Source organism: Paraherbaspirillum soli, from assembly GCF_042654985.1.
GTDB lineage: Bacteria > Pseudomonadota > Gammaproteobacteria > Burkholderiales > Burkholderiaceae_D > Paraherbaspirillum > Paraherbaspirillum soli.
Genome location: NZ_JBHSMT010000028.1, coordinates 270,218 through 289,189, shown reverse-complemented (window position 1 = coordinate 289,189; position 18,972 = coordinate 270,218). Strand labels below are relative to the sequence as shown.

Sequence of the window (18,972 nt, the reverse complement as noted above, 5' to 3'; positions counted from 1 at the left end):
ACAGCAGCCGGTTACAATAGCGGCCCTCCATTCAGCACCGACCGATCCGCCCCATGACAGAATCCATCCGCCTCGCCAAACATCTCGCCGAACAAGTCTCCTGCTCGCGCCGGGAAGCCGAACAGTACATCGAAGGTGGTTGGGTCAGGGTCGACGGCCAATTGGTGGAAGAGCCGGGCTGCCGGATAGACCCACGGCAGACGGTCGAACTGATGCCGGGAGCCAGCCTGGAGCCGCTGGAGCCGGTTACCATCCTGTGGCACAAGCCGGCCGGTCTGGCGCTTCCCCTGGACACGCCGCCGGCCGAGCTGCTGGCGCAACTGATAGCCCCCGACTTGCGCGCCGCCGACGATCGTTCCAACCTGCGTTTCCTGAAGCGCCACCTGCAGGATTTGACTCTGATCGACCCGTTGGAAACCAAGGCCAGCGGCTTGCAGGTATTGAGCCAGGACTGGCGCATCAAGCGCAAATTGATAGCCGACGCCGCCACCATCGAGCACGAAGTCATCGTCGAGGTCAGCGGACAAATCGCGCCCGACGGCTTGCAGTTGCTCAAGCACGGCCTGAGCTTCAGTGGCAAGCCGCTGCCGCCGATCAAGGTCAGCTGGCAAAGCGAACACCGCCTGCGCTTTGCGCTCAAGACCCCGCCGCGCGGCTTGATAGTCCACATGTGCGAAAAGGTCGGACTGCAAGTGGTGGCAATCAAATGCATCCGCATCGGACGCTTGCCGATGGCTGGTCTGGCGGTGGGGCAATGGCGCTATTTGCTGGGATATGAGCGGTTTTGAGAAACGCTTGGAGATTAAGATGCGGTAGTTAAATAGGGGAAGAGGTTTTTTTGCAGGGTTATCGCGAAAATTGCTCCGCCCCTTTTTAACGGGCTACGGAGTCGATACTTTGGCATTCGGGCGTCGGGAAGCCGATTGCCATCAAGGCATGCCAACATCGGCGGGAAAAACTGCCTCCCTTTATTAATCAATCCGGCCCGACCATCGGGCACGACAAAATTTGCCGCTCCGGCAAGGGGGAATTACCCCAATCGGGCAAATCCCTTTTCTGGAAAACCTCAAGCGATGGATAGCCGCTGACATTCCAGCCGTATCTACTGACCTGTTCCACCTCGATCACCTCGGATCTGCATTGTTTGCTGCGATCCTTTAAACGATAAACGATTCGTTTGTGATCCTTCTCTGTCAGGTTCTTTTCAAGGACTTCGTAACGGCTCGGTTTGCAAATGCTGTAAGTCGAATTCCATTCAATGGTCTTGGTGCGGATGTAGGCCCCACCGGAACAGGCCCGGCCAGTGCCGCCGAAAACACCTGTAAACGGCTTGTCAGCAGCGAACGCAGCATTTGCCGAAGCAATAAGCAGGAATAGGGCGATGGTTTTTACTGTGTACATACCGCCGCCTTTCCCTTGCGTATGATGGAAAGAGCGTAGTCCAGTTTCTTGGCATACATTGAATCGCCGACGTTGTAGTAGGTGGCGACACTCGAAGGAGTGATGAATTTCCATCCAACGATCACCTTTCGCATTGCGGCTTTTCGGAACTTCAATACTTGACCGGGACGCAGCATATGCGCGCCTGGATTGAGTTGCCTTAGCGACTCAATGGTCGTGCCCTGCGTCCTGGCGATCTTGTCGAGATTGTCACCAACCTTGACCGTTACCTCATAAGTACGAGTGTCAGTATCCGGCACGTTCTTGATCGCAAAATTTGCCATCCGCATTAGCAGATAACCGATGCCCGCACGTATATTGTGCGAGACAAAACTGCTCGCCGTGCCGACCGTCAATCTTCCCTGCCACACAGGCGGCAGGATCAAGCTCCCACCCTCGTTACCCGTCAAAAATGACGTAAGCCCTGGATCCCCGGGATTGCCAATCTGCATAGGATTTGATCTCCATTTTTTGCTTACTGCGCCAGTCTCTACCCAGATCATGGCCTTAACAAGTTGCCAATCCAGGCGGAAATAACCTGCCGTTCCGGACAGGTGGCGGTCGAACTCATTGATGGCCATTCGGATTTCACAGTCGTAGATATCCCACTCGGCATTGCCTGCTGCCTTGTCAATTCCATCCTGCCATTTCTCATAGGCGGACCTCGGCTTGCTTGCTGTTGTCATGCTGTTTCCTTATTCAGATTGAGGAGAATCCCCATCGCCGCACCAGCGAGTCGGTCGGCCCGATGCGACGATGGGAGAATGTCGAAATGAGGTGCAACAATATAATTTTGATAATGTTGATGGAAATATTATTTGTCGGTAAAGCAATTCTTGGATGCACTGTGCCGCATCGGACAGGCATGATGAAGGGTATCGGCGGGCGAATCGGTGAGCTCGTTAAGCGCGCCGCAGGCGCAGTCCTTGCGGTCCTTGCATGAGTGGACTAAACTAATGCGACTTAGTTTAAAGAGGCTGTCATGCAAACCGTCAACATCCACGAAGCCAAGACCCACTTATCGCGCTTGATTGAACAAGCCGCCAAAGGTGAATCGTTCATTATCGCCAAGGCTGGCAAACCGCTAGTCAAAGTCACGGCGTTGAATGCGCCTGAAGCCGGGCAGGTGAAACGACTGGGCTTCATGGCTGGACAAATCGTTGTTCCAGATGATTTCGACCAGATGGGTGGTGCGGAGATCGAACAGCTTTTCGGTGGCGACGCATGAAGCTGCTGTTGGACACACATCTCCTGCTGTGGGCGGCAGGGGAGCCGAACCGACTATCGGCGGACGCACGCACCCTGATCCAAGCGCCAGACAACGAGTTGTTTTTCAGCGCGGTCAGTTTGTGGGAAATCGCCATCAAACGCGGGCTGGGCCGAGATGATTTTCAGGTGGATACACGGCTGCTACGCCGAGGCCTACTGGACAACGGCTATAGCGAGCTTCCGATGGGCAGCGAACATGCTGTAGCTATCGAGGGCTTGCCGTCGATTCACAAAGATCCCTTTGACCGTATGCTTGTCGCGCAGGCGATAGTAGAGGGCATCACCCTGCTGACTGCCGATGCCTTGGTGGCGCAGTATGCCGGTCCAGTACGAAGAGTTTGACTCGCTTAGCAGCGCCGTATTAAATGCGCGCCGACCGGCCAGATAACGCCGCCTGTAGTGGATAACAAATCTCGGGCATGTCGATAGCTTTTTCGCCGCCATGTTCCGCTCAAAGCCGGAGGTCGGCAGACCGGCCTCAATCAGCGCATCCCGTCTACCGAAGCTTTCTCGCCGCCGCTTCGCAACGTCTGTGCGCCTGGCGCGCGCCTTTTCACGTCCGCGCTAAAACTACGACTATCCCTAATCGCTATTTCCGACGGGTGAAGGCGGCCAAAAGGCCCCTCCAACTGGACGGCCGACTCTCGTCCGAATACTTATGATTTCACGTGCCAGATCGCCCGGTTCACGTTTGAAATGATTAGCTGCTTGCGGATGAACTTCTTGCCCAGCAGTGCCTTACCCGAGATAGGACTGGTTGCGACATGGAATAGGAATCCAGGAAGGTCAAGAATAGTCATAGGCCGATTCTCGAATTGTTTCCTTTCTTTCATACTTGGCAACTGTCAATACCCGGCTTTCATTCATGCCTGGCACTGGCAGTTTTTCAATTCATGAATTCAATCAAAGGAAATAGTATGAAAAAAAGTACCATCGCCAAGCTGTTGATTATCGGCACAGCTTGCGCCGGTTTCTCCTCCGCCTTTGCGGCGAGCACCGGTCAAATCGAGTTCAAGGGCGATATCACGGCCGACGTCTGCGGTATCAAGGGCGGCAGCAACAACCAGACCGTACAACTGGGCAGCGTATCGGCCAAAGTGCTGGACGCGGTCGGCAAACAATCGACCGGCACCGACTTCACGATCGAATTGCAGGATTGCAGTTCGTCGACGCTGAATGGCGCCACGGTGAAGTTTACCGGCGTGGAAGATGCGGATGCCGCTGGTCTGCTGAAAATCGCTGACGGCGCAGGCGCCGCCAAGGGTGTCGGCATCCTGGTGACTGACGCTAACGGCAAGCCTTACAGCATCGGTACGGCTGGCGAAAAAATCACGCTGACCGAAGGCGGCAACGTGCTCAAGTTCAAGGCCGCTTATCAAGCGACCAAGGCCGACGTCAAGGATGGCAACGGCAAAGTGACCGCTCCAGGCGTAGTCCCAGGCAAGGCCAACGGCACTGCGATGTTTACCGTGGATTACGACTAAGCCACTGCGGCTTGATCGCCCGGCCGCAATCCGCTTGCGAGAGCGGCGCGGCCGGACCGCAACGCTGCGTTGTTCAAGTTGATCGCGCGGCATGCCGTGCCAGCGGCAGTGCCCGCGCCTGATCCCCAATCATTTTCCGGAAGTAATCATGTCCCTTCATACCCCTATTTTTTTGCGCCGCTCCGCGCGCACGCTGGCCGCGTTGCTGTGCGCCGCCGGCTTGATGTCGGCGGCGCATGCAGGCGTCACGATCAGCGGCACCCGGGTCATCTTCGATGGCGCCAAGCGCGAAGCATCGGTCACGGTCAAGAACGGCCCCGAGCTGCCTTACGTGGTGCAGAGCTGGGTCGAGCAGATGGGAGACGGCGATAGCGCCGCCGATGCGCCGCGCGCGCCGTTCCTGGTGGCGCCGCCGCTGTTGCGGCTGGATGCCGGCAAGGAAAGCATGCTGCGCATCCTGCGCAACGGCGGCGACCTGCCGACCGATCGCGAGTCGGTGTTCATCCTTAACGTCAAGGAAATCCCGCCCAAGAGCCAGGAAGACAATGTGCTGCAACTGGCAATCCGCAGCCGCGTCAAGCTGTTCTACCGGCCGCCCGGGCTGGAAGGCAAGGCGGCCGAAGCCGCCAAGCAATTGAGCTGGTCGCTGGCGACCGGCGCCGACGGCAAGCCGGCGCTGAAGGTTGCCAATGCTTCGCGCTATCACCTGACTTTCGGTTCGGTCAAGGTGGCCGATGCCGACAACAACAGCCAGGAGATCAAGGGCGGCATGGTGGCGCCGCTGGCCGAACTGATGCTGCCGCTGACGCCGCGCAAGGCGACCACAGCAACCGTGCCGCAAGCGCCTAGCTCGGTGACGTTCACCACCATCAACGACTTCGGCGGCGAAACCGATGCCGAAACCATCCGCCTGGCGGCGCCGTCCGCCAGCGCCAAATAAGCCGCGTGGAGCGCGTTGATGTGCAAGCAGCCCGCCCGCATCCGACTTGCCGCCCGGCCGCGCGCCTGGCGCATGCGGCCGCTGGCGCTGCTGTGCGCGCTTGTTTGCGCGACGGCCTTGGGTCCGGCTTGGGCTGACAACAACGTCGAATTCAATAACGATTTCCTGGAGTTGGGCGGCGCCAGCGCGACCGCCGATCTGTCGATCTTTGCCGCCGGCAACCGGGTGCTGGCCGGCGATTACCGGGTCGACGTGCTGGTCAATGGCGCGCACGTCGAAGCGCGCACGCTTCCGTTCAAAGCAGAAAATCCGGAGCAGGATGCGACCCCGTGCGTCACCGCTCCGATGCTGGCCGAATGGGGCGTCAACACGGCGGCGTTTCCGGCGCTGGCGGCGGCCGATGCGTTGACCTGCGTCGATACCAAGGACATCGGCATCCCCGACGCCCGCATCAGCTACCAGCCCGAGACCCAGAAATTAATGGTCAGCGTGCCGCAAGCGGCGATGCAGCGCAGCGCGCGCGGCGCCATCGATCAGGGCTTGTGGGAGCAGGGGGTCAGCGCGGCGATGCTGAACTATCAGCTCAACCTGGCGCAAGCGGAACGCAGCTACAACGGCCATCAGGACAGCAGCAATACGGCTTACCTGGGCCTGCGCGGCGGCGTCAATCTCGGCCCCTGGCGCTTGCGCGGGGTCGGCGCCTATAACCGCAGCGAGAACGGTCGCGGCCAGTGGCAATTTGCCAATACTTATGTGGAGCGCGACCTGCACGCATTGCGCGGACGGCTGGTGGCTGGCGACAGCAATACGCCGGGCGCGATTTTCGACGGTTTCCAGTTCCGCGGCGTGCAGCTCAGCTCGGATGACAGCATGCTGCCCGACAGCATGCGCGGCTACGCGCCGACCATCCGCGGCACGGCGCAAAGCAACGCCACCGTGACCGTCAGGCAGAACGGTTATGTGATCTACACCACCTACGTCGCGCCCGGCCCGTTCGTGATCGACGATCTGTATCCGATGTCCGGCAGCGGCGATCTGCAAGTCGTGGTGACCGAGGCCGACGGCCGCCAGACCAAATATACGCAGCCGTATTCGGCGGTGCCGACCTTGCAGCGCGAGGGCTTGTGGAGCTACAACGCCACCGCCGGCGAATATCGCAGCGGCTACAACGGCCGCCAGCGGCCGCGCTTTTTGCTGGGCACGCTGGCGCGCGGCTTCGCGCACGGCATCACGCCTTACGGCGGCTTGCTGCTGTCGCCGCATTATCAATCGGCGGCGTTCGGTGCCGGCATCAACCTGGGCAATGCCGGTGCCGTCTCGCTGGATCTGTCGCATGCCACCAGCAGCACCGAACGCGGCGCGAGCCAGAGCGGGCAGTCGCTGCGGCTGCTGTATGCGAAATCGTTCCGGCCCAGCTCGACCGATCTGCGGCTGTTGGGCTACCGCTATTCCACGCCCGGCTATCGCAGCTTTTCGGAGTCGGTCGCCGAGCAGGCGGCCGAGGATCACAACCGGCCGTTCTACAATCGCCGCGGCCGCATCGAGGGTTCGCTGAGCCAGCAACTGGGCAGCTTGGGCTCGGTCTATCTGTCGCTGTCGCAACAAACCTACTGGGGCCGCAGCAGCAAGAACAACATGCTGCAACTGGGCTACTCCGGCTCTTACAAGGGGCTGTCCTACGGCATCAACTTCAATTACAGCAACGATGGCGGCAGCCGTCCCAATCGCGAGCTGACGTTCAGCCTGTCGCTGCCGCTGGGCGACAACGCCAGCGCCAGTCTCAGCGCCAGCCGGGATACCAGCGGCCAGCTCGGCAGTCAAGCCAATCTGTACGGCACCGCGTTTGAAGACCGCCGCCTCAGCTATAACGTCAGCGCCAGCGGCGGCGCCGGGCAAGACGCCAGCGTCAATGCTTCGCTCAGCTATCTGGGTGCCAAGGGGCGGGTCGATCTGGGCCGCAGCCAGGGCGTCGGTTACAGCAAGACCAACCTGTCGCTGGCCGGCGGTGCGCTGGCCTATGCCGGCGGTGTGTCCCTGGGCCAGGAACTGGGCGAGACGATGGCCATCGTCGAAATTCCCGGCGGGCCCGGGATCGGCATCGAATCGCGGCCCGGCCTGCGCACCGACGGCAGCGGCACCGCGGTGGTGCCCAACCTGACGCCGTACCGGCACAACCGCATCGCGCTCGACGCCGCCAGTCTGCCGGAAGGGATAGACGTCAAGGATGGCGTGACGGAAGTGGTGCCGACCCGCGGCGCGGTGCTGCTGACCCGCTTTGCCGCGTCCAACGGCACGCGGGTGCTGGTCACGCTGCAAGATGCCGGCGGCAAACCGCTGCCGTTCGGGGCCCGGGTCGAAGATGGCCGCGGCATCGAAAAAGCCATGGTCGGCCAGGATGGCGAAACCTTCCTGTCCAGCGTCAACCACGGCGACCTGCTGCTGGTGCGCTGGGGCGACAAGGCCGCCGACAGCTGCCGCGTCGATCTGCAACTGCCGGTCGCCAGCGAAGGCGCCGGCATGCAGCGCAGCGCCGACGATAACGTCTCGGTGCAGCGGATTGCCAACGCAACCTGCGTTTCGGAGCAACTGGCCGGCGGCCAAGCGCCAGCCGACAACAAGGATAAAAAATCATGAACATCAGGCATACCTCACGCCGCAGCCGGCGTCGGCTGGCACTGCTGACGGCATTGCTGGTCGCTGCCAGCAATGCGCCGGCGCTGGCCGACAGCATCACGCTCAATGTGACCGGCACCATCACCGCCACCAGTTGTACCGTCAACGCTGCCGACGCCAATCAAACAGTGGCCATGGGCAGCATCGGCGCCGGCGACTTCAACGCGGTCGGCGCCACCAGCGCGGCCAAGGATTTTTATGTGAAGCTGAACTGCCCGTCGGTGACCAACCTGAAGGTGGCGCTGAAAATCGGCGCGGACAAAGACGCCGACAGCGTCAACCCCGACTTGTTCAAGCTCAGCGCCGGCAGCGGCGCGGCCAGCGGCGTCGCGCTGGAACTGCTGAATACCGATGGCAAGACCGTGCTGAAGCCCGGCACGACGCTGAACTGGACGCCAGCCAACACCGCTGCTGCGGCGACCGGCTATAAATTGTTTGCCCGTTATAAGCAAACTACTGCGGCGGTGACGCCGGGCACTGCTAATGGCAGCGTGACGGTCGATATCAGCTATGACTAAGGTTGAGGGAATCGGGGATGAATAATACGAGTCACCAAGTGCAAAGCCGCGAGGCCTCGCCGCACGCTATCTGTGCTCAGGTGGTGCCAGCACGCGTGGCGAAAATCGTCATCCAGTTGCTTGCTGCTCTAGTAATGACATTGATACTCAACTCTGAAGCACGTGCGGGGGCAGTTTGTGTGTATCGCGAGGCAAATTACAAAGGGCAGTCTATTTGCAAGAGCGTAAATGACTACGGTGAAGAAGTGGAGTTTTCTATGCCCAACTTCCATGTTCACTCATTTTCGTTCCACAACGTCAGACGGCTTTATATTTATGGGAGAGGATCGTTAGGCTGGGACTGGTTCACGTACGTATCGAGTCAAGAATATCCCATGATCATATGGGATGTATCCAAAATACGGATTAAAGCTGTCGGTAATTGCGAGTTAACCTCATCGTGGACCACTGCGAAGCGCGACGTGCCGTTAGGCAGCATCTCCGTGCCGTCAAATACTGCGGTTGGCGCAACCATCAAAACCGTCACGGTCAACATGCCCACGGCCGGCAATATCGTGACCGACTGTCGGGACACTAGCTACCCACAGAGACGGACGACAGAGGGCAAGCTGGTGTCAGGCTATACCGATGTGTACAGCACCAACCTCAGCGGCATCGGCTATCAAATCGTCCCGACCAGCGACGGTAACGGCGGCGCATTCACTTCTACCGCGGAAGGCAAGGGATTTTCCGGGAGCTATTACTGGCATGGTGGAAACATCGAATTCAGGCTTATCAAGACCGGACCAATTACCGCCGGCACGCTGGATTTCAAGCAGTATGGCTATATCAATTTCCGTACCCCTCCGGGATATTCCGATGTGCAGGCCGCCAGTTTCAATGTCACTACCGGCACCATCACCACCCCAACCTGCACCATGTCGGGGCCGGCCACCGTCAGCCTGGGCAATGTCGCAGCATCGGTGTTCAGCGGCACTGGCGCGACCTCGTCCTCGGTCGATGCCAAGCTCAGCTTTGCCGGCTGCGACAGCAGCCTGAGCGGCATCACGTTTGGCCTATCCGGCACCAGCGGCGACACCTTGTTCCCGCTCAGCAGCGACAGCACCGCCAAAGGGGTCGCAATCGAATTGCTGGATAAGGACGGCAAAACCGTGGCGCCGGCCGGCAGCGTCGACTGGACCACGACCAGCGCCAATGCGCAGAACGGCTACGGGTTCAAGGTGCGCTACAAGCAGACCGCCAGCGAAGTCGTGCCCGGCACCGCCAATGGCGCGATTACGATCAATGCTACTTATCGTTAGCGGCTTGGCAACGCCGAACTGCTGCCGCAGGACGTAGCGCTTTGCGGGCTACTTGGGGGGTGTCCTATTGCTCATCGAGAAGCGGAACTAAATAAGTGCATGGACAGCATTGGAGAGTGGCTGACCTTATCCGCCGCACTGCACGGTGCGATTCGCCTGCAGCGCCGTCACATTCGCAGAAATCGCCGCTGCCGCCGCCGCTACCGCGCGCTGCACGCCCAGTGCCAGCGCATCCATGCCGGCGCCGTTGACCGCTTCCGTGACGGATAACTGGCAGGCCGCGCTACGGCTGTCGTCCGAGCGGGTAATAGTCCAGCCGAATGTCGCCTGTACTTGCGCGCCCGGCACGGCATCGTAATGACGCAGTTCGACCGCGATCCGATAGGCCGCTTGCGACGATGGGCGGCCGCCGCGCGTGACGTCGACCGCGCCCAGCCGGTTGGCGATGCCGCCGGCCAGGGCATCGCGCAGTTCGTTATTGAACGGCGACGACCAGCGATCCTGTTCCAGGATCTCCACGCGCGCATTTTGCACACCTTGCGGACGCACCACCAACTGCGGACGCGCCAGCCGTTCCGGCACGGCGACCGGCATCACTTCGATGAAGATGGGTGGAGTTTGCGCGACGGCAGCGTCCGGCAGCGGCGCCGACAACGTGTAGTAGCGGGTCGGCGCCGAGGCGCAAGCGGCCAGCAGCAGCGCGGCAGCCAGGCTGCATAGGCGGGATGTGCTTAATGTCATTATTTGTCCTCCTGCTTGCCCCGGATCAGCGATTCGGGATGGCGTTCCAGATAATCGGTCAAGACCCGCAGCGATGCGGCCGAGCGCGTCAGTTCCTGCAAGGTCTGGCGTATGTCCTGCTGCAACGGCGCATCGGACGACAGCGTGCGTTCGGCCGCATTGAGCGTCTTGCGCACGTCTTTCATCGCGGCCGTCATCTCCGGCGCGACATCGCTGTTCAGGTGTTGCACCAGTTGTTCGGTGGTGGTCAGCGTGCGATTGAGGGTGCCCAGCGTCTTTTGCAAATCGCTGCCGATCTGATCGAACGGGACCTTGCTGAGCTTGCGAGCGATTTCCGCGATTTGCGCCTGCACTTCATCCAGGCTATTCGGAATGGTCGGCAGCTCGGTCAAGGGTTTGGACGTGTCGAGCTGCACCGCCGGCGCTTTCGGGAAGAAGTCGAGCGCGACATACAGCTGTCCGGTCAGCAGGTTGCCGGTGCGCAGCTGCGCCCGCAAGCCGCGGCTGACCATGTATTGCAGCCGCTGCTGCGGAGTGCGGCTGGAGTGGCGTTCATCCTCGGCAAACTTGCGGCCCAGGCGTTCGGGGTAAATCTGCACTACCACCGGCATTTTGAATTCGCGCTTGGCGGCGTCGTAGTCGATCCCGATCGACTTCACTTCGCCCAGCACCACGCCGCGGAAATCGACGCTGGCGCCTGGCGTCAGGCCGCGCAGGGACTGGTTGAAGTAGAGCAGCAGGGTGTCGGCCTTGCCGTCCGGCTCTTTGAAGGCGGCGCTCTCATCTTCGGCCAGCGCGAAGGCGGTGTTGGCGACCGCCGGCGCACCGAGGTCGTCGTCGGCCGACTGGAACGCGATGCCGCCCAGCACCACGGTCGCCAGCGATTGCGTGCGCAGCTTGAAGCCGCTGGCATTGATTTGCATGTCGAAGCCGCTGGCATGCCAGAAGCGGGTGTTCATGCCGATGAATTTGTCGTAAGGCGTGTCGATAAAGATGCGCAGCGTGACGCCCTTGCCGTCGCTATCGAGGTCGTAAGCCGCCACCTGGCCGACCTTGATGCGCCGGTAGTACACCGGCGAGCCGATATCCAGCGACCCCAGGTCGCTCGCATGCAGCAAGTATTGGCGGCCGGAGGCGCCGACCTGGATGATGGGCTGCACTTCCAGGCCGGTAAATACCTGTTTTGTTTCTGCCGAAGTACCGGCATCGGCGCCGATATAGGCGCCCGATAAGAAAGTGCCGAGGCCCGATATGCCGGATGCCGCGACTCGCGGCCGCACCACCCAGAAGCGGGTATCGGCGGCGGTGAAGCTTTCCGCCTCTTTCGACAATTGCACTTCCGCCAATACGTGCGAACGGTCTTTGCTCAGCTTGATGGCCTGCACCGTGCCGATGTCGACATCCTTGTATTTGACCTTGGTTTTGCCGGCTTCCAGTCCTTCGGCGGTGCGGAAGGTGATCGTGATTTCCGGCCCGCGCTCGTTCAGGATCCTGGCGACCAGGACCAGGCCGACCACGGCGGCCACGATCGGGATCAGCCACACCAGCGATGGCAGCCATTGACGCTTGCGGCTGATTTTGGGGGAGGGCAGCGGGGGTAATTGAGGATCTTGTTTGTCTTCACTCATTTTTTGCTTTCGTTGTGTTCTGTCTCTTTATCGTCCCAAATCAGGCGCGGATCGAAAGTCAGCGAGGCCAGCATGGTCAGCACCACCACCGAGCCGAACGCCAACACGCCGAAGCCGGCATTGATCCTGGCGAAGCCGTCGATCTGCACCAATCCGGCCAGCAGCGACACCACGAATACATCCAGCATCGACCAGCGGCCGATCGCTTCTATCACGTGGTACAGCTTGGTGCGTTCCAGGCGGCGCCAGCGGCTGCGCCGCTGCGCGGTCGCGGTCAATAAAATCAGCGCCGTCAGCTTGAACAAGGGCACCAAAAAGCTGGCGATAAAGATAATCGCGGCCAGCTCCCATTCGCCGGACACCCAGAAATAAATCACGCCGCTCATGATGGTGTCCTGCTGCACGCCGAACAGCGTTTTGGTGATCATGACCGGCATCAGGTTGGCCGGCAGGTACATGATGCAGGCGGCGACCAGCAAGGCCCAGGTGCACTGGATGCTGGCCGGCTTGCGCGCATGCAGCGGGGTATCGCAGCGGCCGCAGCGTTCATGTTCGCCGGCGCCTTGCCAGACGGCCGCGCAACGACGGCAGGACACCATGCCCAGGCTGGCGGCAGTCGGCAGCGCCAGGTCGTCGCCGTCGCCGGGATTGTTCGCCTGCTTCATGAGCGCGTTGCTTCCGGTGGTTCCATCGCCATCTGCCAGAAATAACGCGGATCGAAAGAAAACACGGCAGTCAATACCACCGTCAGCCCGCCAAAGGCCCACAATGCGGCGTCCGGCAAGACGGTCGCCATATTCGATAATTTGACCACCGCCACCAGCACGCCCAGCAGGAAAACTTCGACCATGCCCCACGGCCGCATGGCTTGCATGGCGCGCACCAGCCAGCTGAATCCGGGCGGCCGCACTTGCCGCGCGAGCGGGATCAGCAAATAGAACAGGAACAATAACTGCAACAGCGGCGACAGGATGGTGGTGGCCAGCACCAGCAGCGCCACCAGCGACATGCCCTCGGCCTGCAACGACAGGATGGCGCCGAACAGCGTGGTCTGGCTGCGCAAACCTTGCAGTTCGATCTCGACGATAGGGAAGGCGTTGGCGATGACGAACAGAATCAGGGCCGCCACGGTCAGCGGCAGCAGCCGTTCGCGCTGACTGCCCGGATCGCGCTCCAGTTCGGTGCCGCAGCGCAGACAGCGGGCGATTTCAGCGTGGCCCAATGGCTGCTTGCGATACAGCGCATCGCATCCTTCGCAAGCAATCAGGTCGGGGACTTCGCGCATTGTCGGTTTGATTTGAAGATGGAAGGGGATAGATTCTAACAACAAATCTTCCCTGCCTTTTAGACTCCTTTGAGATTCTTTGAGCCGCGCTGATCGCGCTGGAACAATGGCGCCACCTGGAAACGCTACCGTGCCGGCGATTGTTGATCCGCCATGGTGGCTAACCGGCCATTTTCCACCCTTTAAAGGATCTTTAATGAAGCAATCGCATAATCCGAAGAACAAGTTTGTCAAAGGCCTGGCTCCGGCGCTGGTATTGACGCAACTGGCGGTCGCCGCCATGTCGCTGGCGCCGACCATCGCTTCCGCGCACGGTACGGTGGTCAATCCGCCCAGCCGCGCCTATATCTGTAGCACGGCCATGGGTGAAAACCCTGAAAGTCCGAGCGATCCGGCTTGTCGCGCCGCCAAGGAAACCAGCGGAACCGATATTTTTTATACCTGGCAGGGCAATAGCCAGGGTGGGGCCGGTGGCAACCATACTGCGGTAGTCCCTAATGGCCTGTTGTGCTCCGGCGGCTCCGAAGGGCGCAAGGGACTGGATTTGCTGTCGCCGTGGAAGGCGACCGTGGTCAGTCCGGATGCCAACGGCAAGCTGACGCTGACTTATAACCAGACTGCGCAGCATGCGACTGAATATTTCAAGTTTTACATCAGCAAGGATAGTTACGACTATTCGCGCACGCTGCGCTGGGATGATCTGCAAGAGATCGGCGGCGTCGGCAAGGGGCCAGGTATCCCCGGTGAGTCGACGATGGACGTCACGGTCCCGACTGGCATGACAGGCAAGCACATCCTGTATTACGTCTGGCAGCGCAGCGATAGCCAAGAAGCGTTCTATGGCTGTTCCGATATCGATATCGCCGGCGGCGCGCCGTCGAGCTGGAAGCCTATCGGCCCGGTGCGCGGCGGCAGCGCTGTGATGGGCCACGACATCACCCTGCGTGTATTCGACAAAACCCGCGGCAGCGATGTTGAAAAGCACACGATTACCGTAGCGGCGGACCAGACTCCGGCGGCGCAATGGATTTATGCGCTGGCGCAAAAGGTCAACGGCCAATCGCAGCGGGTCAAGATCGGCAAGCTGGGCAAGGATGGCAAGATCGAGCCGGTGCTCAACGGCACCGAGAACGATATCTTCGGCAACGGCAAGCTGTATAACTTCGAAATCGACCATGCGACAGGTGGCGATAACGGCGGCGGCGACAATGGCGGCGGCAATCCACCGGCCAACAAGCCACCGGTCGCAGTAGCAACCGGTCCGGCAACAGCGGAAGCCGGCCAGCAAGTGACCTTGTCGGCAGCGGGCTCCAGCGATCCGGATGGCGATCCGCTGACGTTCAAATGGGACGTGCCGCCAGGTATCGTCGCCACGCCGAACGGCGCTAGCTTGAGCTTCACCGCGCCGGAACTGGCGAAAGACAAGACGTTCGCGTTCAAGGTCATCGTCAACGACGGCAAGACCAGCGCTTCGGCCAGCCATTCGGTCAAGGTCAAAGCCAAAACCGGTGGCGGTGACGGTGACGGCGGCAATCACCCTGCGTACAAGGAAGGCACTATCTACAAGGGCGGCGACCTGGTGATCAACGACGGCAAAATCTTTGAGTGCAAACCAGGTGCTTCTGCCGGCTGGTGCGGTCAATCGGCTATGTATTATGAGCCGGGTAAAGGTTTGGCTTGGACGGAAGCCTGGGCTGCCAAGTAAGGCCCGCGTGCATCGCAGGCAAGCCGGGATGATGTCGCGGCTTGTCAGATATACGCATGTGTCATCTCGATAGCGCTTGCGCTGGTCGACTGAAAGCCTCTTCCGGTGACGGGAGGGGCTTTTTGGTGTCGGATCGCGGAGGGTTGTTTTTACGTGCTGCTGTCTTGGCGGACTCAGCTTTTCGCCCTGACGGCGCCTCTTAAACCATGTCCCCGATTAACTGCTACGTGCGTAGGGCGGATGAGCGCAGCGTTATCCGCCGCTGGATGCTCCGCCAGTGTTTGATGCGTCCGAAACGGCGGAAGGCGCTACGCTTTTCCGCCCTACATAACCGGAAAGCCCAACGTTTTCACCGTCGTCGCAGCGGTTGGGCTTCGCCTTCGGCTCAACCACAGTATCTACGACGCCTCTTGAACTATGTCCCCGATTAACTGCTACGTGCGTAGGGCGGATGAGCGCAGCGTTATCCGCCGCCGGATGCTCCGCCGGTGTTTGATGCGTCCGAAACGGCGGAAGGCGCTGCGCTTTTCCGCCCTACATTACTGGAAAGCGCAAGCTACCGACGCTCTTTTAAATACTTTTCATTGCGGCGTTCAATGTCCCTGGCCGCCTTTTCTCCCAACTCGTCGGCGGCATCAATGGAAAACAGCATCAGCTCCTCGCGGACATCGACGCTCAGCAATGGCGGGTGCGCCGGGTCGGCATAAACGCCGCTGGCCAAATCGGTGGCGTGGATCAGTTGCAGGCAGCGTTTGATGCCAAAGCTGAAGTTCTTCGTAACAGATGAAAATTGCGCGTCGGGGTCGTGCTGCAGTTCCGGGACCAGCCAGGAAAACGGCTTGTGCAGCGCTGCTTCGGGCGAGCCGGGTTCAGGCGGGAAGATATAAGTTTTGTTGGCATTTTTTGCGTAGGTCATGCGATCTCCTTTTGCGGCGGGGTTTCCGCCCTTCATCGGCTGACGAAGGTGGCGGGCGCAAGGCAGGGTGAACAGACCGGTGCGTAAGTACCATAAGCCGGCAGGGCCGAAGCCCTCCCTACCAAGGCCCACCTTAGAAGGCGCACTTTGATAGGGGCAGACGAAGAAAAACCGCCCGGGGGGCGGCTGTCTGCCCGGTACTACGCATAACACTGGCTGTTCAACCAGGCCGCTCTTTCTCACGACCTGAGCAAGATAGCGCAGATTTTCTTGAAGTTCAAACACTATTTTTGCTGTCGATGAGCCCGCCACGACACCTCTTTGCTCTTTAGATTCTGGTTGGGCTTCAAAGCCCAACGTTTGGTCGCGATTAAAGAAATGTTGGGCTTTCCAGTCATGTAGGGCGGAAAAGCGCAGCGTCTTCCGCCGTTGCGGACGCATCAAACACCGGCGGAGCATCCAGCGGCGGATAACGCTGCGCTCATCCGCCCTACGCACGTAGTAGTTAATCGAGGACACAGTAATTCGGCACGCCACGACGCCTCCTTGCTCTTTAGATTCTGTTCAGAAAGTTTGAGCCCATCCCCCCGCGATGAAAAAATACGCCTGCGTTGACGACTTATGAGTTGTCGATGCCAGATGTATCGACCCGCAGCATGTCAAGCGTCGATATCCAATACGCCGCGCTTCCGATTGCAGCATGCGAACGCGCCCAATAATCCAACGCTCCTCATCACGCCCCCTATCCGGCGCGAGCGAGCATTTCATATGGAAATCTCATGAACCTCATTACTCTTTCCCGCCGTCGCCAATCGCTCAAGCAGCGCGGTTTTACCCTACTCGAATTGCTGGTGGTATTGCTGATCATCGCCTTGTTGGCCGGTTACGTCGGTCCCAAATTGTTCTCGCAGGTCGATAAAGCCAAAGTCAAATCGACCCAGGCTCAGATGAAATCCATCGGCGACGCGCTCACCCAATATCGCCTCGATGTGGGCAACTATCCGACCGCCGATCAGGGGCTGGAAGCGCTGGTGAAACAGCCGCAGGGCGTGGAAAACTGGTACGGCCCGTATCTGGCGAAAAACATCCCGGCCGATGGCTGGGGCCGCGCTTATCAATGGAATGTTCCGGGCCGCGACGCCGAGGCGGAAGTCGTATCGCTGGGTAAAGACGGTCGTGTCGGCGGGAGTAACGATGATGCAGACCTTGTCTATGGCTTGTAAGCGGCTGGGCGCGATGCTGGTGCTGGGCATCTGCGCCACATCCGCCAGCGCCGCCAATTGCTGGACCGAAGCGGGGCGCGAGCATGGCATCGATCCGTTGCTGCTGTACTCGATCGCCAAGGTCGAGTCGGCGCTGAACCCGAAAGCACTCAATCGCAACAGCAACGGCACCTATGACGTCGGGCTGATGCAGGTCAATAGCATTCACCTGCCGCGCTTGAAGCAGGTCGGCATTACCCACGAACGGCTGGTCAAGGAGCCTTGCACTTCGGTGCGCACCGGCGCTGCGATCCTGGCCGATTTCATCAAGCGCTACGGATACACCTGGAAGGCGGTCGGCGCTTATAACGCCGGCGGCGCCGATAACCGCGAAGAAGCGCGCAAGCGCTATGTCGCCAAGGTCTGGAAAGAATACCGCCAGCTCAGCGGCCAGCGTGCAGGCACGACGCCAAACGGCAAAGCCGTTCAACCATCCGCGAAATAAGGAGAAACAAGCGTGACGACATATCAGGTACGGCTGCTGGCGCAAGGCCAGATTGTCACCAAAGCGGTGGAAGCCGACGACGAAGCGGGAGTCCGCGCGCAACTGACCAGCGCCGACGGCACGCCGCTGGAGATTCGCCGCCAGGCCGAGCGGCGCTCATGGCAGCGTCCGGCCAAGTTCGCGTTGGGATTGTTCCTGCAGGAGCTGTCGACGCTGATGGAGGCCGGGCTGGTGCTGATCGAAGCGCTGGAGGCTTTGCGCGACAAGGCCGACGATAAAGGCGCGCGCACGGTGCTGGATCAAATGCTGTCGGTGATGTATCAGGGCCAGCCGTTTTCCAAGGCGTTGGCGGCGCAGCCGAATGTGTTCCCGCCGTTATTGATTGCGACCGTGGCGTCGTCCGAAGGCAGCGGTCAGTTGCCGGTTGCGCTGCAGCGTTATCAGCATTACGAAGTCCGGATCGAGAATATCCGCAAACGGATCACCGGTGCCTTGGTGTATCCGCTGGTGGTGATGGGGGTGGGGACGGCGATTCTGCTGTTCATGCTGTTCTTTGTCATCCCGCGCTTCTCGGTCGTGTTCGAAAGCATGCAGGAATTGCCCGGCACCGCGCAAGCCATGTTGTGGTGGGCCGGCATCGTGCAGTCGCACGGCATAGCGATCGGGATCGGCATCGGTGCGGCATTCGGCGGCGCGTTCTGGCTGCTGCGCACCAGCCGCGTCAAGGCGGCGCTGGTGAAGAGTTTGTGGCACCTGCCGAAGTTGAAGGATGTCTGCAACCTGTTCGTGCTGGCGCGTTTTTATCGCACGGTCGGCTTGCTGATCGAAGGCGGCACGCCGGCCCTGGAAGCGTTTGAATTGTCGGCAAAAATCCTGCCGCAAGATTATGTGCTGCGCTTGGAGCAGGCGCTGGTGCAATTGCGCGCCGGCCGCACCGTGTCGGAGACGCTGGCCAATCACCAGTTGACGACCTCGGTGGCGGAGCGCTTGCTGCGGGTCGGCGAGCAGAGCGGGGACCTGGGCGGCATGTGCGAACGGATCGCGCACTTTCATGACGGCGCGCTGGATCGCGCCATCGAGATCTTCAGCAAGGTGTTTGAGCCGATCTTGATGCTCGGCGTCGGCGGACTGGTTGGCACCATCGTCACGCTTTTGTACATGCCCATCTTCGAACTAGCCGGCAGCATCGGCTAAAAACCTACTGCAGGATTTGGCAAGCCCGCCAATCTCGGGGCTGCAGGGGTGACAAGTTCGTCACCGTACAGTCGTACGGCTCCAGGTGTTGCAACTTCGTCGCCCCGACCTTGAGCCGCTCGCTACGGTTTTTAAATGGATCTCAATTTCTAGCAACGCCCTCCCAATTGA

At 60.3% G+C, this 18,972-nt stretch carries 19 protein-coding genes; 12 read left to right on the top strand and 7 right to left on the bottom strand.

Translation table 11 applies throughout. From position 1 onward, the window contains the following. The first annotated feature begins 53 nt into the window (after positions 1-53). Positions 54-788 (top strand): rRNA pseudouridine synthase, encoded by a 735-nt coding sequence (locus ACFPM8_RS17410; protein ID WP_378999320.1) that lies wholly within the window; start codon positions 54-56, stop codon positions 786-788. Positions 789-975: 187 nt separating this feature from the next. Here ACFPM8_RS17410 and ACFPM8_RS17405 read toward each other — a convergent pair whose 3' ends face one another. Beyond that, complete coding sequence (locus tag ACFPM8_RS17405; protein ID WP_378999319.1) at positions 976-1,401, bottom strand: hypothetical protein; 426 nt, start codon at positions 1,399-1,401, stop codon at positions 976-978. Beyond that, positions 1,389-2,126 carry a LysM peptidoglycan-binding domain-containing protein gene (locus ACFPM8_RS17400; protein ID WP_378999317.1) on the bottom strand — a complete coding sequence of 246 codons (738 nt, stop codon included), beginning with the start codon at positions 2,124-2,126 and terminating at the stop codon, positions 1,389-1,391. Before ACFPM8_RS17400 ends, ACFPM8_RS17405 begins: the two co-directional genes overlap by 13 nt. A 296-nt stretch (positions 2,127-2,422) precedes the next feature. Between ACFPM8_RS17400 and ACFPM8_RS17395 the strand changes: the two genes are divergently transcribed. From ACFPM8_RS17395 to ACFPM8_RS17365, 7 genes are all read left to right on the top strand, one after another. Continuing rightward, positions 2,423-2,668 carry a type II toxin-antitoxin system Phd/YefM family antitoxin gene (locus tag ACFPM8_RS17395; RefSeq protein ID WP_378999315.1) on the top strand — a complete coding sequence of 82 codons (246 nt, stop codon included), beginning with the start codon at positions 2,423-2,425 and terminating at the stop codon, positions 2,666-2,668. After that, a complete protein-coding gene (locus ACFPM8_RS17390) occupies positions 2,665-3,051 on the top strand; it encodes a type II toxin-antitoxin system VapC family toxin (protein WP_378999313.1) in 387 nt (128 codons plus the stop codon). The genes ACFPM8_RS17395 and ACFPM8_RS17390 overlap by 4 nt, the downstream gene beginning before the upstream one ends. A gap of 575 nt (positions 3,052-3,626) precedes the next feature. After that, positions 3,627-4,193 (top strand): fimbrial protein, encoded by a 567-nt coding sequence (locus tag ACFPM8_RS17385; protein WP_378999311.1) that lies wholly within the window; start codon positions 3,627-3,629, stop codon positions 4,191-4,193. A 148-nt stretch (positions 4,194-4,341) separates the two neighbouring features. Continuing rightward, positions 4,342-5,133, top strand: a complete 792-nt coding sequence (locus ACFPM8_RS17380) for a fimbrial biogenesis chaperone (protein ID WP_378999309.1) — start codon at positions 4,342-4,344, stop codon at positions 5,131-5,133. An 18-nt stretch (positions 5,134-5,151) separates the two neighbouring features. Then, entirely contained in the window at positions 5,152-7,767 is a 2,616-nt protein-coding gene (locus ACFPM8_RS17375; RefSeq protein ID WP_378999307.1) for a fimbria/pilus outer membrane usher protein, read from the top strand. Further along, entirely contained in the window at positions 7,764-8,324 is a 561-nt protein-coding gene (locus tag ACFPM8_RS17370; RefSeq protein ID WP_378999304.1) for a fimbrial protein, read from the top strand. Before ACFPM8_RS17375 ends, ACFPM8_RS17370 begins: the two co-directional genes overlap by 4 nt. Before the next feature lie 17 nt (positions 8,325-8,341). Then, entirely contained in the window at positions 8,342-9,625 is a 1,284-nt protein-coding gene (locus tag ACFPM8_RS17365) for a fimbrial protein (protein ID WP_378999302.1), read from the top strand. Positions 9,626-9,751: 126 nt separating this feature from the next. Here ACFPM8_RS17365 and ACFPM8_RS17360 read toward each other — a convergent pair whose 3' ends face one another. From ACFPM8_RS17360 to ACFPM8_RS17345, 4 genes are read right to left on the bottom strand one after another with little or no spacing between them, the layout of a single operon-like run. Then, positions 9,752-10,366, bottom strand: a complete 615-nt coding sequence (locus tag ACFPM8_RS17360) for a PqiC family protein (protein ID WP_378999300.1) — start codon at positions 10,364-10,366, stop codon at positions 9,752-9,754. Further along, positions 10,366-11,994, bottom strand: a complete 1,629-nt coding sequence (locus ACFPM8_RS17355) for a PqiB family protein (RefSeq protein ID WP_378999298.1) — start codon at positions 11,992-11,994, stop codon at positions 10,366-10,368. The genes ACFPM8_RS17360 and ACFPM8_RS17355 overlap by 1 nt, the downstream gene beginning before the upstream one ends. Then, a complete protein-coding gene (locus ACFPM8_RS17350) occupies positions 11,991-12,659 on the bottom strand; it encodes a paraquat-inducible protein A (protein WP_378999296.1) in 669 nt (222 codons plus the stop codon). Before ACFPM8_RS17350 ends, ACFPM8_RS17355 begins: the two co-directional genes overlap by 4 nt. Beyond that, entirely contained in the window at positions 12,656-13,279 is a 624-nt protein-coding gene (locus ACFPM8_RS17345; RefSeq protein WP_378999294.1) for a paraquat-inducible protein A, read from the bottom strand. The genes ACFPM8_RS17350 and ACFPM8_RS17345 overlap by 4 nt, the downstream gene beginning before the upstream one ends. Before the next feature lie 196 nt (positions 13,280-13,475). On the opposite strand from ACFPM8_RS17345, the gene ACFPM8_RS17340 reads away from it, so the two are divergent. Then, on the top strand, positions 13,476-14,984 hold the full coding sequence (locus tag ACFPM8_RS17340) for a lytic polysaccharide monooxygenase (RefSeq protein WP_378999292.1): 1,509 nt from the start codon (positions 13,476-13,478) through the stop codon (positions 14,982-14,984). A 556-nt stretch (positions 14,985-15,540) separates the two neighbouring features. On the opposite strand, the gene ACFPM8_RS17335 is transcribed toward ACFPM8_RS17340, so the two are convergent. Further along, positions 15,541-16,419: a hypothetical protein gene (locus ACFPM8_RS17335; protein ID WP_378999290.1), complete on the bottom strand. Its 879-nt coding sequence runs from the start codon at positions 16,417-16,419 to the stop codon at positions 15,541-15,543. 260 nt (positions 16,420-16,679) lie between these two features. Between ACFPM8_RS17335 and gspG the strand changes: the two genes are divergently transcribed. The 3 genes from gspG to ACFPM8_RS17320 are packed head-to-tail and all read left to right on the top strand — an operon-like array spanning position 16,680 to position 18,801. After that, on the top strand, positions 16,680-17,123 hold the full coding sequence (gspG, locus tag ACFPM8_RS17330; RefSeq protein ID WP_378999288.1) for a type II secretion system major pseudopilin GspG: 444 nt from the start codon (positions 16,680-16,682) through the stop codon (positions 17,121-17,123). Further along, positions 17,095-17,607, top strand: coding sequence for a transglycosylase SLT domain-containing protein (locus tag ACFPM8_RS17325; RefSeq protein ID WP_378999286.1), 513 nt, complete (start codon positions 17,095-17,097; stop codon positions 17,605-17,607). Before gspG ends, ACFPM8_RS17325 begins: the two co-directional genes overlap by 29 nt. Positions 17,608-17,619: 12 nt before the next feature. Further along, positions 17,620-18,801, top strand: a complete 1,182-nt coding sequence (locus tag ACFPM8_RS17320) for a type II secretion system F family protein (RefSeq protein ID WP_378999285.1) — start codon at positions 17,620-17,622, stop codon at positions 18,799-18,801. The last annotated feature ends 171 nt before the right edge of the window (positions 18,802-18,972 follow it).

What these genes read in the sequence shown, in the direction of transcription:
- ACFPM8_RS17410 (WP_378999320.1), top strand. Translation starts at nt 54, where the DNA reads ATGACAGAATCCATCCGCCTCGCCAAACATCTCGCCGAACAAGTCTCC.
- ACFPM8_RS17405 (WP_378999319.1), bottom strand. Translation starts at nt 1,401, where the DNA reads ATGTACACAGTAAAAACCATCGCCCTATTCCTGCTTATTGCTTCGGCA.
- ACFPM8_RS17400 (WP_378999317.1), bottom strand. Translation starts at nt 2,126, where the DNA reads ATGACAACAGCAAGCAAGCCGAGGTCCGCCTATGAGAAATGGCAGGAT.
- ACFPM8_RS17395 (WP_378999315.1), top strand. Translation starts at nt 2,423, where the DNA reads ATGCAAACCGTCAACATCCACGAAGCCAAGACCCACTTATCGCGCTTG.
- ACFPM8_RS17390 (WP_378999313.1), top strand. Translation starts at nt 2,665, where the DNA reads ATGAAGCTGCTGTTGGACACACATCTCCTGCTGTGGGCGGCAGGGGAG.
- ACFPM8_RS17385 (WP_378999311.1), top strand. Translation starts at nt 3,627, where the DNA reads ATGAAAAAAAGTACCATCGCCAAGCTGTTGATTATCGGCACAGCTTGC.
- ACFPM8_RS17380 (WP_378999309.1), top strand. Translation starts at nt 4,342, where the DNA reads ATGTCCCTTCATACCCCTATTTTTTTGCGCCGCTCCGCGCGCACGCTG.
- ACFPM8_RS17375 (WP_378999307.1), top strand. Translation starts at nt 5,152, where the DNA reads ATGTGCAAGCAGCCCGCCCGCATCCGACTTGCCGCCCGGCCGCGCGCC.
- ACFPM8_RS17370 (WP_378999304.1), top strand. Translation starts at nt 7,764, where the DNA reads ATGAACATCAGGCATACCTCACGCCGCAGCCGGCGTCGGCTGGCACTG.
- ACFPM8_RS17365 (WP_378999302.1), top strand. Translation starts at nt 8,342, where the DNA reads ATGAATAATACGAGTCACCAAGTGCAAAGCCGCGAGGCCTCGCCGCAC.
- ACFPM8_RS17360 (WP_378999300.1), bottom strand. Translation starts at nt 10,366, where the DNA reads ATGACATTAAGCACATCCCGCCTATGCAGCCTGGCTGCCGCGCTGCTG.
- ACFPM8_RS17355 (WP_378999298.1), bottom strand. Translation starts at nt 11,994, where the DNA reads ATGAGTGAAGACAAACAAGATCCTCAATTACCCCCGCTGCCCTCCCCC.
- ACFPM8_RS17350 (WP_378999296.1), bottom strand. Translation starts at nt 12,659, where the DNA reads ATGAAGCAGGCGAACAATCCCGGCGACGGCGACGACCTGGCGCTGCCG.
- ACFPM8_RS17345 (WP_378999294.1), bottom strand. Translation starts at nt 13,279, where the DNA reads ATGCGCGAAGTCCCCGACCTGATTGCTTGCGAAGGATGCGATGCGCTG.
- ACFPM8_RS17340 (WP_378999292.1), top strand. Translation starts at nt 13,476, where the DNA reads ATGAAGCAATCGCATAATCCGAAGAACAAGTTTGTCAAAGGCCTGGCT.
- gspG (WP_378999288.1), top strand. Translation starts at nt 16,680, where the DNA reads ATGAACCTCATTACTCTTTCCCGCCGTCGCCAATCGCTCAAGCAGCGC.
- ACFPM8_RS17325 (WP_378999286.1), top strand. Translation starts at nt 17,095, where the DNA reads ATGATGCAGACCTTGTCTATGGCTTGTAAGCGGCTGGGCGCGATGCTG.